Here is a 15460-nt window from a genome sequence, read left to right as displayed (position 1 = left end):
GGTGGGCACGGCCTCCCCCCTGCCGGCCCCGGCCGGATCGGGGGAGGCCGTGCCCACCGGCTCCCGCGCCATCGCGAGCCGCGACCAGGCTTTCGACGAACTCCTGACGATCGCCGCCTACTTCCGGCAGACCGAGCCCCACTCGCCGATTTCCTACGCCCTGGAGACGGTCGTCCGGCGCGGCCGGATGACCCTGCTGGACCTCCTCGGCGAGCTGATCCCCGAGGCCGAGGGGCGCGAGCGCTTCCTGCGTCAGGCCGGGATCGAGGCGGGCGGCGAGGGCCGCGCGCCGTGACCGCCCGACCCGTGACCGCCGCCGGAGCCCGGCTCCGACATCCCGTCCAACCCTGCTGAGGTGCCTCCATGGCCAGCATTCACGAGAAGCTCGAGCGGGTGCGCAAGCCCCGGGTCCACATCAAGTACGAGGTCGAGACCGAGGGCGCCCTGATCGAGAAGGAGCTGCCCTTCGTGGTCGGCGTGCTCGGCGACTTCACCGGCGACCCGAGCCGGCCGCTCAAGCCGTTCCGGGAGCGCAAGTTCATCCAGATCGACCGGGACAACTTCGACGAGGTGATGGCCCGGATGGCGCCCGGCCTCAACCTCGTCGTCGACAACACCCTGGCCGACGACGGCACGCAGATGCCGGTGCGCCTGCACTTCGACCGCCTCGACGATTTCGAGCCGGCGGCGATCGTCCGGCAGGTGCCGGCGCTCGCCACGCTGCTCGAGACCCGCGATGCGCTGCGCGACCTGATGACCAAGGCCGACCGCTCGGAGGATCTCGAGCTCCTGCTCGAGCGGATCCTGCAGGACAACGGCCAGCTCCGCCGCCTCGTCGACGAACTCGAGAGGACGGGCGCGGCCGGCCCGATCCCGCCCACCAAGCCCGCCCCGACCTCCGACGGAGCCGCCTGAGATGTCGACACCCAAGGACACCGCACGCCCGGAGACGGCGCATCCCGCCGCGGCCACGACCGTCGCGCCCGGCCCCAGCCTGCTCGAATCCGCCATCGCGGCGACGAAGCAGACCGCCCCCGACCGCACCGAGGCGCTGCTGCGGACCCTGACGCAGAGCGCGCTGGAAGGCACCGTCAGCTTCGAGCGCAACCTCACGGTGACGATCAACCGGGCGATCGCCGAGATCGACGCCCGGATCTCGCGCCAGCTCGCCGCGATCATGCACCGGCCCGAATTCCTGAAGCTCGAAGGCTCGTGGCGCGGCCTCAACTACCTCGTCCACAACAGCGAGACCTCGGTCAACCTGAAGATCCGGGTGCTCAACGTCTCGAAGCGCGAGCTGGCCAAGGACCTGCTCAAGGCGGCCGAGTTCGACCAGAGCCAGATCTTCAAGTCGATCTACGAGAGCGAGTTCGGCACGCCGGGCGGCGAGCCCTACGGGGCGCTGATCGGCGACTACGAGTTCTCGAACCACTTCGAGGACGTGGAGATGCTGCAGGGGCTGTCGGGGGTGGCGAGCGCCGCCTTCGCGCCGCTCATCGCCGCGGCGAGCCCGCAGCTCTTCGGGTTCGAGGATTTCCGCGATCTCGCCCGGCCGCGCGACCTGGAGAAGATCTTCGACACGGTCGAGTACGCCAAGTGGCGGGCTTTTCGCGAGTCGCCGGATTCGCGCTTCGTCACCCTGACGATGCCGCGGGTGCTCGCCCGCCTGCCCTACGGCCGCGACACCCGGATGGTCGACGAGTTCGACTTCCAGGAGGCGCCGGGCGGGCCCGGCGATCGCCTCGCCATGGATCACGGCCATTACTGCTGGTCGAACGCCGCCTACGTGCTCGGCGCCCGCCTCACCGACGCCTTCGCCAAGACCAACTGGGCCACGGCGATCCGCGGCGCCGAGAGCGGCGGCAAGGTCGAGGCCCTGCCGATGCACGTCTTCCAGAGCGACGACGGCGACCTCGACCTGAAATGCCCGACCGAGGTCGGCATCACCGACCGGCGCGATTCGGAGCTCGGCAAGCTCGGCTTCCTGCCGCTCTGCCACTACAAGAACACCGACTACGCGGTGTTCTTCGGCGCCCAGACCACCCACAAGCCGGAAAAGTACGACCGGCCCGAGGCGACCTCGAACGCCGCGATCTCCTCGCGTCTGCCCTACATCATGGCGACCGCCCGCTTCGCGCATTACCTGAAGGTGATCGGCCGCGACAAGATCGGCTCCTTCATGGAGGCCGAGGATTGCGAGAAGTGGCTGAACCGCTGGATCGGCAACTACGTCAATGCCAACGACGAGGCCGGAGCGGAGATGAAGGCGCGCTATCCCCTGCGCGAGGCACGGGTCGAGGTGCAGGAGATCCCGGGCCGGCCGGGCTCCTACAACGCGGTGGCCTGGATGCGGCCCTGGCTGCAGATGGAGGAACTGACCACCTCGCTGCGCATGGTCGCCCGCATCCCGCGCCAGGGCTGACCCGGGATGGCCCCGGCAAGAGGCACGGCGGACGAGGCCAGCGCCGCCGCGCGGCGGCGCGCCGACCGGCTGATCGCCCTCATCGACCGGAGCCTCAACCGGGCGGTCAACGCGATCCTGCACCATCCGGGCTTCCAGGCCCTGGAGGCGCGCTGGCGGGGCCTGTCCTACCTCGTCGGCGCGGCGCAGGGCGGCGGCCAGGCCGGCGCGCAGGGGAGCGGGCCGGTCGTCGTCAAGGTGCTGGCGGTGTCCTGGCGCGAGCTCGCCCGCGACTTCGAGCGGGCGGTCGATTTCGACCAGAGCCACCTGTTCGAGCTGGTCTATGCCCGGGAATTCGGCATGCCGGGCGGCGAGCCGTTCGGGCTCCTGCTCGGCGACTACGCGGTCGGCCACCGGGTCGACCCGGCGGCGCGCACCGACGACGTGGCCACCCTCCAGGGCGTCGCCGGGGTGGCGGCGGCGGCCTTCGCGCCGTTCCTCGCGGGCCTCAAACCCGCCGCCCTCGCCCTCGACGGCTTCGCCGACCTCGACGGCCTGCCGAACCTCGCGGCGGTCTTCGACGGGCCGGATTTCGTGCGCTGGAAGAGCCTGCGCGAGACCGAGGATTGCCGCTTCGTCGGCCTTCTCGCCCCGCGGGTACTGATGCGCACGCCCCACCGGTCCCATCACCGACCCCGGGTCGACGGCTTCCCGTTCGAGGAGGAGGTGCGGGCGGACGGGGCGGCCCTGCTCTGGGGCAGCCCGGTCTACGCCTTCGCCCGGGTGGTGCTGCGGGCCTTCGAGGCCTCGGGCTGGTTCGCCGACCTGCGCGGCGTGCCCCAGGACCAGGAGGGCGGCGGCCTCGTGGCCGACCTGCCGACCCTGAGCTTCTCGACCGACCGGCCGGGCCTGGCGGCGCAGCCCCCGGTCGAGATCCGCCTCACCGCGGCGCAGGAGCGGCAGCTCGCCGACCACGGCATCATCCCGGTCGGCCACGTGCCGTTCACGGCGGCTTTGGTCTTCAACGCCAACCCCTCGCTGCACCGGCCGGCCCGCGCCGCGGGGCTCGCCGCGGAGGAGAACGCCCGGCTCGCCGCGATGCTGCAATACGTGCTCTGCGCCTCGCGCTTCGCCCACACCCTGAAGGTGATGATGCGCGACCAGGTCGGCCGCCTCGGCGGCGCGCCGGCGGTGGAGCGGCTGATCGTCGACTGGCTTGCCCGCTACCGCCTCGGCAGCGACAGCGCCGAGGCCGAGCTGAAGGCCCGCTACCCCCTGCGCGACGCCGGCGTCGAGGTCCGCGAGATCCCCGGGCGCCCCGGGGTGCTCGGCTGCACCCTGCGCCTCCAGCCGCATTTCCAGCTCGACGACGTGGCGGCGAGCTTCCAGCTCGTCGCCGAGGTCACCACCGCCCAGGGCGCCGCCTGAGGCGGCACCTGCCTGCATCCGGAGGTCAGCATGACGGTCCTCGACACCCCCGCCCTCGCCGACCTCCTGGCGGAGGGCCGCCTCGACGAGGCGGTGGAGGCCGCCGGCCGGGGCGTGAAGGCGCGGCCGGGCGACGCCGCCGCCCGGGTGACGCTGGCCGAGCTGCTGATCCTCCAGGGCGCCCTCGACCGGGCCGAGGCGCAGCTCCAGGTCGCCGCCGAGCAGGCGCCCACGGAGGCGCCGGCCCTCGCGATCCTGCGCCACCTGCTGCGCGGGGCGGTCGCCCGCGTCGCCTGGTACGAGACCGGGGCGGTGCCGGACTTCGTCGACGGGCCGACCCCGCGCCAGGCGGAGGCGATGCGCCTCGCCCTCGCGGTACGGGCCGGCGACGCCGAGGCGGCGGGGACCGCCCGCGCGGCCCTCGAGGCGATGCCGCCGGTCCGCGCGCGGGTCGACGACGGGGCGGCGCAGGAGGTGCGGGATGCCTGCGACCTGTCCCAGGCCGGGTTCGAGGCGCTGACGCTCGCCGGGCGCTATCTCTGGCTCGCGCCGGAGCGGATCGAGAGCCTCGCCTTCTCAGCCCCGAAGCGCCCGCGCGACCTGCTGTGGCGCCGCGCCGAGGCGCGGCTGCGCGACGGGCGCGAGGCGACCTTCCTGGTGCTCGCCCAGTACCACGACCCGGCGGCGAGCGAGGCCGAGCGGCTCGCCCGCGAGACCGCCTGGATCGCGGCGCCCGGCGGGGTGGTGCGCGGACGCGGCCAGCGGGTCTGGCTCGTCGGCGACGAGGCGCGCGACCTGCTGACGATCGCGCGCATCGCCGTCGAGGCGTGAGGCGATGCGCCTCCAGCCCTCCCTCCTCGACCGCCTGATCGACGACGAACCGCAGCGCGTCGTCGACCCGCCGCGCTCCCGCGCGGACGAGCTGCGCCGGGTGCGCGAAGGCTTCCGCCGCGACCTCGAAGCCCTGCTCAACACCCGCCGCCTGCCGACCAGCCCGCCGGCCGGCCTCGAATTGGTGCGCGCGGCGCTGCCGCATTACGGCGTCGAGGATTTCGTCGGCGCGCCCCTCGCCACGCCCGAGCAGCGCGCCGACCTCGCCCGGGCCCTCGAGACCACGATCCAGGCCTTCGAGCCGCGCTTCCGCGCCGTGACGGTGACGGTGCTCAAGGGCCGCGACCCGCTGGAACGCCTCCTGCGCATCCGCATCGAGGCGGCGGTTCACCTGAGCGCCGACCAAGCCCCCGAACCCGTCACCTTCGAAACCGCCCTCGACCCGGCGATCCGCAGCTTCTCGGTGGAAGCACGCGGCGATGCATGATCAGGGAGTGCCCGTGAACGACCGCCTCTACGGCTTCTACGATTCCGAGCTCGAGGCCCTGCGCGGGCTCGGCGGGCAGTTCGCCCGAGCGCATCCGAAGATCGCCGGGCGGCTGCGGCTGTCGCCGGACGCGGTCGACGATCCGCACGTCGCGCGGCTGATCGAGAGCGTCGCCTTCATCGCCGCGCGGCTGCGGCTCAAGCTCGACGACGACTTTCCCGAGATCGCCGAGTCGCTGCTCGAATTCCTCTATCCGCACTACCTCGCGCCGATCCCCGCGCTCGCGGTCGCGCAGGTCGATTTCCCGCCCGACCTCAAGCAGGCGATCGTCCTGCCGCGGGGCACGAACGTCGAGACCGACCCGGTCGAGGGCGACATCTGCCGCTTCCGCACCACCCAGGAGGTCTCGCTGTGGCCGGTGCGGGTCACCGCCGCCGCGCTCACCGGGCGGCCGCTCGTCGCGCCGCCCTGCCCGCATGTCGAGGCGCCGGCGAGCCTGCGCCTCGTCCTCGAGACCCTCGACCCGGGCGTCACCTTCACGGATCTCGGCCTCGATTCCCTGCGGTTCTACCTGCGCGCGCCCTGGCGCCAGGCGGTGGCGCTCTACCGGCTCCTCCTCACCGAATGCCTGGAGGTCGCCATCGCCGACCACCCGGAGGACCGCTCCGCCACCTTCCTCGGCCGCGACGCGATCCGGGCCGTGGGCTTCTCGCCCGAGGAGGCGGTGCTGCCGCCCGCACCCCGGGCGCACCCGGCCTACCGGCTCCTCACCGAGTTCTTCGCCTATCCCCAAAAGTTCCTGTTTCTCGACCTGACGCGGATCTCCGCCCGCACGCTGCGGCAGGCGGGCAACCGGCTCGAGATCTTCGTCTATCTCTCGCGCCACCCCGCGGAGCTGGAGCGGGCCTGCGCACCGGGCACCTTCGCGCTCGCCTGCACGCCGCTCGTCAACCTGTTCTCCCAGCCCGCCGAGCCGCTGACCCTGACCCACGCGGCGCGGGAATACCCGATCGTGCCGGATTCGCGCCGCCACGCCACCCGGGAGGTCTACGCGGTCGAGCGGGTCACCCTGACCGACCGGGGCGGCCAGAGCCGGGACGCCGTGCCGCTCTTCGGCCGCGCGCTCACCGGGGCCGACGAGGCGGGCGCGCTGTTCTGGCAGCTGCGCCGGCGCCACCTGCCCGAGGGCGGCGAGGGGACGGATGCGCGCCTCGCCCTCGTCGACGCCGAGGCCTCGCCCGCCTCGCCGACCGACGCGGTGCTGTCCATCGACACCACCTGTCTCAACCGCGACCTGCCGGCCCGCCTGCCCTATGGCGGCGACCAGCCGGTGCTGAAGGTCCTGCGCGGCCCGGGCGAGGTCGGCCGGCTGCGGGCGCTCACGCCCTTCACCCCGACGCTGCGGCTCGAACCCGGCGACGGACTGCTGTGGCGGCTCGTCTCCCACCTCACCCTCAACCACCTGTCGCTGTCGAACACCGAGGGCGGGCCCGAGGCGCTGCGCGAGATCCTGCGGCTCTACGATTACCGCGACGCGCCCGAGACCCGCAGCCTGATCGACGCGATCGTCTCGGTCACCCACCGGCGCGCCACCGCCCGGGTGGCGGAGGGCGGCCTCGCCCGCGGGCTCGACATCGAGGTCGAGATCGACCGCCGCTTCGCCGATCCCGGCGCCGCCTTCCTGCTCGGCCAGGTGCTCGACCGGTTCTTCGGCCTCTACGTCAACCTCAACAGCTTCACCCGGCTCACCCTGCGCGAGCGCGGGGCGGCGGTGCCGATCAAGACCTGGGCGCCGCGCTCGGGCGGAAGGCCGCTCGCATGAGCGCCGCCGGCGAGACGCGGACCCTCGGCGAGCGGCTGGACGCCGAGATCGACCGGTTCGACCCGTTCGTGGCCCTGCGCCTGATCGAGGCGTTCCGCCCGCCGGCGACGGGGCGCGGCGGCGGGACCGGCGAGGAGACGGAGTCCGAGACCGCGCTCGCGGTCGGGGCGGTGACGAACCGCCACGTCGCCACCCCGCTCGCCGCTCCGGGCACCTTCGGGCTCGACCGGCGCGGCCTGCCCGAAGCCGCCTTCGTGGGGCTCGTCGGGCCGCTCGGACCGCTGCCGCCGGTCTATACCGAGGTGGCCCTGCGCGAGCGGCGCGCCCGCAGCCCGGGACTGTCGGCCTTCCTCGACCTGGTCCTCGCCCGGGCGAGCGCGGCCTTCCTCGACGCCGACGAGAAGTACCGGCTGCCGGCCCGGATCGCCCGGCACGGGGTGGATGGCGGCGACCGGATCACCGAGGTCCTGCGCGGCCTCGCCGGACTGATGCTGCCGGCCCACCGCGACCGCCTCGCCACGCCGGATTCCGAGCTCCTGCCCTATGCCGGGCTCCTCGGCCGCGCGGTGCGCTCCGCCGCCGGGCTCGAGGTGCTGCTCGCCGACCGGCTCGGCCTCGCGGTGCGGGTCGAGCCGTTCCGGGTCCGGCGCCTGCCGATCGCGCCCGAGGAGCAGACGCGGCTCGCGGGGCCCGCCCCGGCCTATGGCCGCCTCGGGGTCGATGCGGTGGCGGGCGCGGGCGTCCTCGACGCGACGAGCACCTTCCGGGTGGTGATCGGCCCGGTCGACGCCGCGGCCTTCGCCGCCCTCGCGCCGGGCGGCGTCCGGATGGCCGAACTCGTCGAGTTGGTGCGTCTCTACATGGATCCCGGCCTCGACTTCGACGTGCAGGTGATCCTGCGCAAGGAGGACGTCCCGGAAGCCCAGCTCGGCACCCGCGCGCCGGCCCTCGGCTGGAACGCCTGGCTGCGCCAGCTGCCGGCGGAGCGCGACGCCGACCAGTCGGTCTTCGATCCCATGCGGGGCGCGCCCTGAGGCCGCGCGACCGCGCTCGCACGAAATGGAGGATGCATGATCGTCGGTATCGATTTGGGAACCACCAACAGCCTCGTGGGCGTCTGGACCGAGGGCGAGGCGCGGCTGATCCCGAACGTCTATGGCGAGGTCCTGACCCCCTCGGCGGTCTGCCTCGACCGGGACGGGAGCGTCGCGGTCGGCCGCCCGGCCCTCGACCGGGTGGTGGCCCAGCCCGGGCTCGCCGCGGCGGCGTTCAAGCGCTTCATGGGCAGCCGCCACGAGGTGCGGCTCGGGAGCCGCAGCTTCCGCCCGGAGGAGCTCTCGGCCTTCATCCTGCGCCAGCTCAAGTCCGATGCCGAGGCGGCGCTCGGCCGCGAGGTCACGGAGGCAGTGATCACCGTGCCGGCCTTCTTCAACGACGTGCAGCGCCGGGCGGTGCGCGCCGCCGGCCAGCTCGCCGACCTCAAGGTCGAGCGCATCCTCAACGAGCCGACCGCCGCCGCCCTCGCCTACGGCCTCCAGGCCCGCCACGCCGAGGGCGGTAAGATCCTGGTCTTCGATCTGGGCGGCGGCACCTTCGACGTCTCGGTGCTGGAGATGTTCGACGGCGTCATGGAGGTGCGCGCCACCGCGGGCGACGCCTTCCTGGGCGGCGAGGACTTCGTCGACGCGATCGTGGCCTGGTTCGAGGCGACGACCGGGCTCACCGGGGCGGATCCCGGCGTCAAGGCGCGCCTGCGGCGCCAGGCGGAGCTCGCCAAACGCGCCCTCGATCGGGAGCCCGAGGTCGAGATCCGGGTCGAGGGCGGCGACGGCCATCCGGGCGGCCGGGCGCACCGCGCCGTCCTCACCGCCGAGCGCTTCGCCGAACTCGCCGAGCCGCTGCTCGCGCGCCTGCGCCGCCCGGTCGAGCGGGCGATGAGCGATGCCCGGCTCGACCTCTCCGACCTCTCCGACGTGGTGCTGGCCGGCGGCGCCACCCGGGCGCCGATCGTGCGCCGGCTCGCCGCCCGGCTGTTCGGCCGCCTGCCGCTGTCGAGCCTCGACCCGGACGAGGTCGTGGCCCGGGGCGCCGCGGTCCAGGCCGGGCTCAAGGCCGGCGACGCGGCGCTCGAGGAGACCGTGCTCACCGACGTGGCGCCCTTCACCCTCGGGGTCGAGGTTTCCGAGCCCGACGCCTCCGGCCGGCTGCGTCCGGGCATCTACATGCCGGTGATCGAGCGCAACACCCTGATCCCGGTGAGCCGGACGAAGACCGTGCATCCCTGCGCGGACGACCAGCGCCAGGTGACCTGCGCGGTGTTCCAGGGCGAGAGCCGGCTGACGAAGGACAACATCCCGCTCGGCGAGTTCACCCTGACGCTGCAGCCGCGGCCGATCGACCGGCAGGCGCTGGAACTGCGCTTCACCTACGACGTCAACGGCGTGCTCGAGGTCTCGGCCACCAGCACCGTCGACGGGCGCAGCGAGCGCCTGGTGATCCGGAACTCGCCCACCCCCCTCGACCCGGCGGAAATCGAGGCGCGGCTCGCCGCCCTCGCCGACCTGAAGATCGCGCCGCGCGACACCGAGGCCCACCGCGCCCTCCTGGCCCGTGGCGAGCGTCTCTTCGCCGAGGCCCTCGGCGCCCCGCGCGAGGCGGTGGGGCGGGCGATCGCCGCCTTCGAGCGAGCGCTGGAGGCCGGCGAGGCCGAGGCGATCACCCGGGCCGCGGAAGAGCTGCGCGCGGTGATCCGGGCCCTGGGGGCCGTGCCGTGACCGGGCCGTCCAGCCCCGCGCCGGAGGAGACGTCCGCGACGCGCGCGGCGGCCCTCGCCCTCCTCGGACTCGCACCCGGGGCGGACGAGCGGGCGCTGAAGAGCGCCTATGCCCGCCGGCTGAAGACCGTGCGGCCGGACGTCGATCCGGAGGGGTTCCAGGCCCTGCGCGCGGCCTACGAGTCCGTGCGCGGCACGCTCGCGGCTCCGGGACCCGAGACGGAGGCACGCCCGGCCCCCGCCATCGATCCGGCGGCCCGCGACGACCTCCTGCACCGCCTCGACGCGCGCCGGCGCCGGGGCGACGCGGCGGGCGCCCTGGCGGTCGTCGACGCGGCGCTCTCCGGCGGCCTCGACCTCGCTTGGCGCGAGAGCGTCGAGGACGGCCTGTTCGACCACCTGGCCCGGGACCCGTCGGTGCGGCCCGAGCTGCTGCGGGGGATGTCGGAGCGCTTCGCCTGGGGCGAGGCGACGACGCGCCAGGGCGCGCGGGACGCGGAAGGGCTGGCGCTGCTGCGGCAGCGGATCGAGGGCGCGGACATCGCCGATGCCCTGCGCGCCCGCGCCGAGGCGGTCCTCAAGGGCGAGGGGGCGCCGGGCGACACGGTGCTGCCGCGCCTGCTCGGCCCCTACCGGGTCGGGCTGTTCGACCGCGGCCTCGACGACGCCGAGCGCGAGGTCGCGGTCGAGGTGCTGAACGCCGTGCTCGGGCCGCTCGCCGAGGTCGACGGGCTGATCGACGCCCGCATTCTCGCGGCCCTGCGCGGCGCCCTCGGGGCGGCCCCGCTCGCCGCCGCGCCGCCTGCGGCCGTCGCGCCCCCGGCCGAGGCCGCCGAGGCCGCGAGCCGGGCGCCGATCAACCCGCCGAGCAAGTGGAACTGGTCGTCGGCGGGCGTGATCTGGCTCGCCATCGTCGTCCTGGGCAACATCGCCAGCCACTGGCCGGGCGGGTCGGAGCCGCCGGCCCGCGCGCCCGTTTCCACGCCCTCGCCCTCTCCGTCGCCCTGGCCCGAACGGGAATGGGCGATGCGCCAGCCTCCGGTCGAGATGAACTTTCCGGTGCACACGCGACGGGCCGACGGACGGCTCGGGCTCGACCTCTCGAAGCTCCTGTCCCCGGAGGTCCGTAGGGCCCTGAAGGCGGTGCGCATCGGCCCCCCGGACCGGAAGCCCGCCAGGCTGGACCTCGCGGCGATCGAGCGGGAGCCGATCCGCTTCGCGCCGCCCGGCGGCACGACGCTGCGGGTGCAGCTGGTGTTCGACGACGGGTCCGTCACGGACTTCTACGACTTCGATCTCGCCGAAGCCGTGCGGGAGGCCGCCTCGGGTTCGGAGGCGGCCGAGGCCGAGGACGACCCGGCCCCGCAGCCCTCCGCGTCGGAGGTCCGGTTCCAGCCGAAGCTGACCGTCCGGGACGGCACCCTGTATCTCGACCTGTCGGATATCCTGCGGCCCGCCAATCGGGAGGGCCTGCGCGAGGTCCGGCTGCGGCCGGCGCCCGGAGCCCCCGAGCGGGTGCTCGACTGGGCCGCGATCGCGGCGGCGCCGCTCCAGCCGATCCCGACGACCTCCGAGCGGATGACGCTGCGCGTCGTCACCAGCAGCGGGGAGAGCAGTTCGGAGCAGGTCTACGACCCGCGCGCGCTCCTGGCCGCGCGGAACCAAAAGAGCGGGCGAGCCGCGTCCCCCAGCCCCGAGCCGTCCCGATGAGCGAGCCGCCCTTCCTCTACCTCGACGACGCCGGATACCGGAGCGAGCCCCTGCGCTGGGCCTACGCGCTGGGCGCCTGCTACAACCTCTACCACGAATACCCGGTCGACCTGCCGGTCGATCCAGAGACCGCCGGCCGGCGGTTCCGCGGGCAGCGCGACCGGGCGGAGGGGTGGTTGCGGCGCGACTGGTCGATCGAGGACCGGGCCGGCCTCGTCGCGGCGATGGGCTGGCTCGGCCGGGACGGCCATCGCCGCGACCACCGCGCCCTGGTGCGGCGCTACTGCGCCCTGCCGGGCCGGGGCTGGCACGAGCGGGAAGCGATGCTCGCCGAGCATGCCCGGGAGGGCAACGAGGCGGCGCAAGCCCAGCTGTGGCGGATGGGGGCGGTCGGCCGCGACCTCCTGGGCTGCCGCGCCGCCAACTTCCTCGCCTTCGATGCGGCGCGGGCCGCGCAGCTCGCCCGCAACGGCTACGTCCTCGGTTTCCTGTCCCTCGACGAGGTCAGGGCCTACCTGTTCGACCTCGCCCGCGAGGTCTCGGCCAGCTTCGCGAGCTGGCCGGATTACGGCCGCGACTTCGTCGTCGGGCGGGCGTTCTGGGCCGGCGCGCATGAGGCCGAGCCGTGGGATCCGCTGATGCGGCGCCTCGACACCGAGATCGACAGCCCCTGGCGGCGGATCCTGTTCGGCTTTCCGGAGGACGAGACCAGCCGGGGCGTCACCTCGGCCGACACCCGCGACGGGCCGTGCTGGACACTGGAGACCGCGCCCGTCGCCGCCCGGGCGGACGCGTGAGAGCGAGGGAGGGACACTGCCGATGCTGAGCCTCGACGCCTGGCGCAATCGGATCCGCGACGGCCGCGCCGCACGGCAGCGCCGCGCGGCGCTGAAGCGGCACGACCTCACCGTCCTGCCGCTCCGCCGGGACATGCCGGAGGCGGAGGACGACCTCGCGGCGCTCGACCGCCTGTGGGAGACGGGCGAGCTCGAGCGCTTCGACGCGCTCTACGCCGCGGCCGAGCGGCGCGACCTGATGATGGGCAACGCGCTGAAGCTGCATGTCGTGCTCTGGACCGAGCTCCTGGCCCGCGCCGAGGGCGCCGGCGACGGGCCGGCGCTCGACCGGCTCTGCGAGCCCTTCGCGCGGTGGTGGGAGCGCAGCGGCACGCCGATGGCCGGGGCAGCCTACGCTTCGGCGCTCCTCTCCGCGGCCTTCGCGCATCGCGGCGGCGGCTACGCCGACACGGTGTCGGAGGCGCAGTGGGCGGCGTTCCACGCCCGCCTGGAGACCGGCCGGGCCGCCCTCGACGCTTGCGCGACATCGGGCGCCGGCAGCCTGCCCTGGGCCTGGACGCATTACGATTACGGCCTGCACGGCAACGACGGCTTCGAGGATTTCCAAGGCCGCTTCATGCGCGCCTGGTCCCTCGACACCGCGAACTGGCAGCTCTGCGTCGCCCACGGCGTGCGCCTGCTGCCGCGCTGGTTCGGCGACGACATGGGCGACCTCGACGGCTTCGCCCGCCACGCCGCGAGCGTCGGCCAGGACCGCTTCGGCGCCGGCCTCTATGCACTGATCTACGGCCGCGGCTACGGGCTCGGCGACCACGACGTGCGCGACACGCTCTGCGACGTCGACCTCCTGATGCGCGGCTACGAGGACCTCGCCGCGCGCTATCCCTGCCAGAGCGTCTACAACCGCTGGGCGGCCGGCCTGTACTTCGCGCGCCAGTACGGGGCATGCGCGGAGGTGTTCCGCAACCGGATCACCGCGATCGTGCCCGAGATCTGGCTCGGCGACAGCCAGGAGGAGCAGGTGGACGATGCACTCGACACGATCCGGAGGGTCGGTGAGTAGGAGTCCGTCCGCCGCCCGGGCACGCTGCGGAAGCCGCATCCGCCCGGCGCTCCCGACCCTCGTCCGTCCGGCTCTCGCCCTCGGCGTCCTCGCGGGGACCGCCTCGGCGCAGGCGCCGTCCCGGGACGCCGCGCCGCTCCTCACCCCCAAGCCGGTCTTCGTGCCGGGCCTCTACGAGACCGAGAGCCGCAACAGCCGGTTCCGGAACCAGGGCGTGACGAGCCGGACCTGCTTTCCCTCGGCCGACTACGAGGCGTTCCGGCGCGAGACGCTCGCCCAGTACGAGACCAACCCCGAATTCCTGGAGGGATGCCGGCTCGGCGACAGCCGCGAGATACCGGACGGCTTCGCCTTCGCGATGGACTGCAAGGGATCCAAGGTCGTCCTGACCTTCCATTTCGGAAAAGATTCGGTCTCCTCCACCACTCATACGCTGATCACGGACCGGCCGGAATACTCCTCCGAGATCCTGACCCTGTCGCGCCGGGTCGGCGACTGCCCGGGCCAGGCGCCGGGCAGGGGGACCTGAGACGGGGTCTTCAGATGGAGCACCTGAGACGCGGGAGCCCAGTGCCGGCGTCCCGTCATCCGATTGATGAGAGCTTGTTCGATTGCTCCCGCTGATCCTGCCGGATCGTGTCCGGACTGCGAAAAATCGGCGTCGGTCAGCGTGTCTGCATCAACGCCGAGGATCACATCGGCGCCCCCCCCCCCCGGGCGGCGCAAATCGCGCACATCGTCGGGGGCGTGCCGTGTCTCGGAGCGCGGTTGACCGATGAGCCCCCCACGGCCGCGCGGCTCATCCCGGAGCGAAGCGAGCCCGCGCCCGGACGGATGAGCCAGTCGATCATCGCCTTGACGGTCCTTGTCATCGTCCGTGCCCGTGCCGCGGAGAAGGGCGCGGGGCTGGCCCACTCTGCTGTCCGGCGATATCACAGTTCATAGATGTCGCGACCCGGTCCGTCCAATTCCAGGTTAGAGATTAACCGAGCATAAGCTGCTTCCGACCAAACGCTCACGCCTTTACCCGAACGATCTGACGACATAAAATCATGTAAAATTAAATTTAGGTAATTAAAACATAGATCATAATCTCCATAATCTGTATAAAATCCGCCATTTTTTTCCATTATATCACGGACGATATCCGACGCTGGGCTTTTATAAATTTTCTTCCCAAATATTTTGATATCGTTCTCTAGGCATGGAAGTACAATAGCCGACAGATTTTCTTTCGTATATTGTAAAATAAGATCATATTTCGAGTCATCTGACTGTCTATATTCCCTAATATCTCCGCCGCAAATTTCATTCTGATCAATTGGTGCGCCAATAATACTTGATATCGTACTCTTATCCATCGAGAAATTAATTGAACCCGCCCCAATTTTAGGATATATTTCCCAATCCAATTTGCTCATTTCTTATCTACCTGTCTTACCAGGTGTGACGCCATGTTTATCAAGGCGCTCTTTATATTTTATCTTCTCCCTTGATCGCTTCATCGTAGCGAGTGGGATCACCGGCACTTTTGGCCACTTCCCTCACATTTGCAATATCACTGGCAAAAACTTCATCAAACTTTCCCACCTTCAATAATCTTGCTTGGTTTCTAACAAAATCTTTATTTCAATAAGTACTGGTATTTACATGATCTCGTTGCAACATTTATATTGCAGGACCGTCTTCAGCAGTCAAATCTAGATCTTTGTAAGACCCCTTGGATGGAATATGATGAAAATCGAGTTCGTCCCCACCGGTGAACTCGTGCCGGTGCCCTGCTTCGGACTGCCATGCCCACCCCTACGACAAGGGCCCTCCCCATTCCGCCTCTTGAGAGGCTCGCACGGGTTTTTCGGCTTGCTATCCGCACAATCCGTATCCGCGTCCGTCTTCGGCTTGGCCTTCGCCTTCTTTTGCGCGCCCTCGATCTTCTCGCTCAGCCAGCGGCCCCACTCGCGGCCGTCCTCCACGCCTTGCCGGACCCCCGTCACCGCCCCGTGGGCGGGGCCTACGGGGCGGTGACGGGGGTCCGGCAAGGCGTGGAGGACGGCCGCGAGTGGGGCCGCTGGCTGAGCGAGAAGATCGAGGGCGCGCAAAAGAAGGCGAAGGCCAAGCCGAAGACGGACGCGGATACGGATTGTGCGG

Annotated in this window: 13 protein-coding genes and 1 pseudogene; 13 read left to right on the top strand and 1 reads right to left on the bottom strand. The window is 71.9% G+C overall.

What is annotated here, in order from left to right; translation table 11 throughout:
• The 13 genes and pseudogenes from QR78_RS17795 to QR78_RS17735 form a co-directional block, all read left to right on the top strand.
• Window positions 1-295: pseudogene (locus tag QR78_RS17795) on the top strand (type VI secretion system protein TssA); the annotation flags it as partial.
• Between the two features lie 68 nt (window positions 296-363).
• Complete coding sequence (tssB, locus tag QR78_RS17790; protein WP_048428892.1) at window positions 364-915, top strand: type VI secretion system contractile sheath small subunit; 552 nt, start codon at window positions 364-366, stop codon at window positions 913-915.
• Between the two features lies 1 nt (window position 916).
• A complete protein-coding gene (gene tssC / locus QR78_RS17785; protein WP_082172067.1) occupies window positions 917-2422 on the top strand; it encodes a type VI secretion system contractile sheath large subunit in 1506 nt (501 codons plus the stop codon).
• Window positions 2423-2428: 6 nt separating this feature from the next.
• On the top strand, window positions 2429-3829 hold the full coding sequence (gene tssC / locus QR78_RS17780) for a type VI secretion system contractile sheath large subunit (protein WP_048428891.1): 1401 nt from the start codon (window positions 2429-2431) through the stop codon (window positions 3827-3829).
• A 30-nt stretch (window positions 3830-3859) separates the two neighbouring features.
• A complete protein-coding gene (locus QR78_RS17775) occupies window positions 3860-4660 on the top strand; it encodes a type VI secretion system accessory protein TagJ (RefSeq protein WP_048428890.1) in 801 nt (266 codons plus the stop codon).
• A gap of 4 nt (window positions 4661-4664) precedes the next feature.
• The gene (gene tssE / locus QR78_RS17770) at window positions 4665-5147 is read left to right on the top strand and encodes a type VI secretion system baseplate subunit TssE (protein WP_048428889.1); all 483 of its coding nucleotides are present in this window, start codon (window positions 4665-4667) and stop codon (window positions 5145-5147) included.
• A 13-nt stretch (window positions 5148-5160) separates the two neighbouring features.
• Complete coding sequence (gene tssF, locus QR78_RS17765) at window positions 5161-6969, top strand: type VI secretion system baseplate subunit TssF (RefSeq protein ID WP_053220971.1); 1809 nt, start codon at window positions 5161-5163, stop codon at window positions 6967-6969.
• Window positions 6966-8003 (top strand): type VI secretion system baseplate subunit TssG, encoded by a 1038-nt coding sequence (gene tssG, locus QR78_RS17760; RefSeq protein ID WP_053220970.1) that lies wholly within the window; start codon window positions 6966-6968, stop codon window positions 8001-8003. The genes tssF and tssG overlap by 4 nt, the downstream gene beginning before the upstream one ends.
• A gap of 36 nt (window positions 8004-8039) precedes the next feature.
• On the top strand, window positions 8040-9743 hold the full coding sequence (locus QR78_RS17755) for an Hsp70 family protein (RefSeq protein ID WP_048428887.1): 1704 nt from the start codon (window positions 8040-8042) through the stop codon (window positions 9741-9743).
• On the top strand, window positions 9740-11452 hold the full coding sequence (locus QR78_RS17750) for a hypothetical protein (RefSeq protein WP_048428886.1): 1713 nt from the start codon (window positions 9740-9742) through the stop codon (window positions 11450-11452). Before QR78_RS17755 ends, QR78_RS17750 begins: the two co-directional genes overlap by 4 nt.
• A complete protein-coding gene (locus QR78_RS17745; protein WP_048428885.1) occupies window positions 11449-12249 on the top strand; it encodes a DUF1266 domain-containing protein in 801 nt (266 codons plus the stop codon). Before QR78_RS17750 ends, QR78_RS17745 begins: the two co-directional genes overlap by 4 nt.
• A 22-nt stretch (window positions 12250-12271) precedes the next feature.
• Window positions 12272-13312 (top strand): hypothetical protein, encoded by a 1041-nt coding sequence (locus tag QR78_RS17740; RefSeq protein WP_048428884.1) that lies wholly within the window; start codon window positions 12272-12274, stop codon window positions 13310-13312.
• Complete coding sequence (locus QR78_RS17735; protein WP_048428883.1) at window positions 13305-13841, top strand: DUF3617 domain-containing protein; 537 nt, start codon at window positions 13305-13307, stop codon at window positions 13839-13841. Before QR78_RS17740 ends, QR78_RS17735 begins: the two co-directional genes overlap by 8 nt.
• Before the next feature lie 403 nt (window positions 13842-14244).
• On the opposite strand, the gene QR78_RS34235 is transcribed toward QR78_RS17735, so the two are convergent.
• Window positions 14245-14733 carry a hypothetical protein gene (locus tag QR78_RS34235; RefSeq protein WP_125901403.1) on the bottom strand — a complete coding sequence of 163 codons (489 nt, stop codon included), beginning with the start codon at window positions 14731-14733 and terminating at the stop codon, window positions 14245-14247.
• Between the last annotated feature and the right edge of the window lie 727 nt (window positions 14734-15460).

It is taken from the genome of Methylobacterium indicum, assembly GCF_001043895.1.
GTDB classification, from domain to species: domain Bacteria; phylum Pseudomonadota; class Alphaproteobacteria; order Rhizobiales; family Beijerinckiaceae; genus Methylobacterium; species Methylobacterium indicum.
The sequence above is the reverse complement of the archived record's forward strand: the minus strand, read 5'-3'. Positions and strand labels throughout refer to the sequence as shown.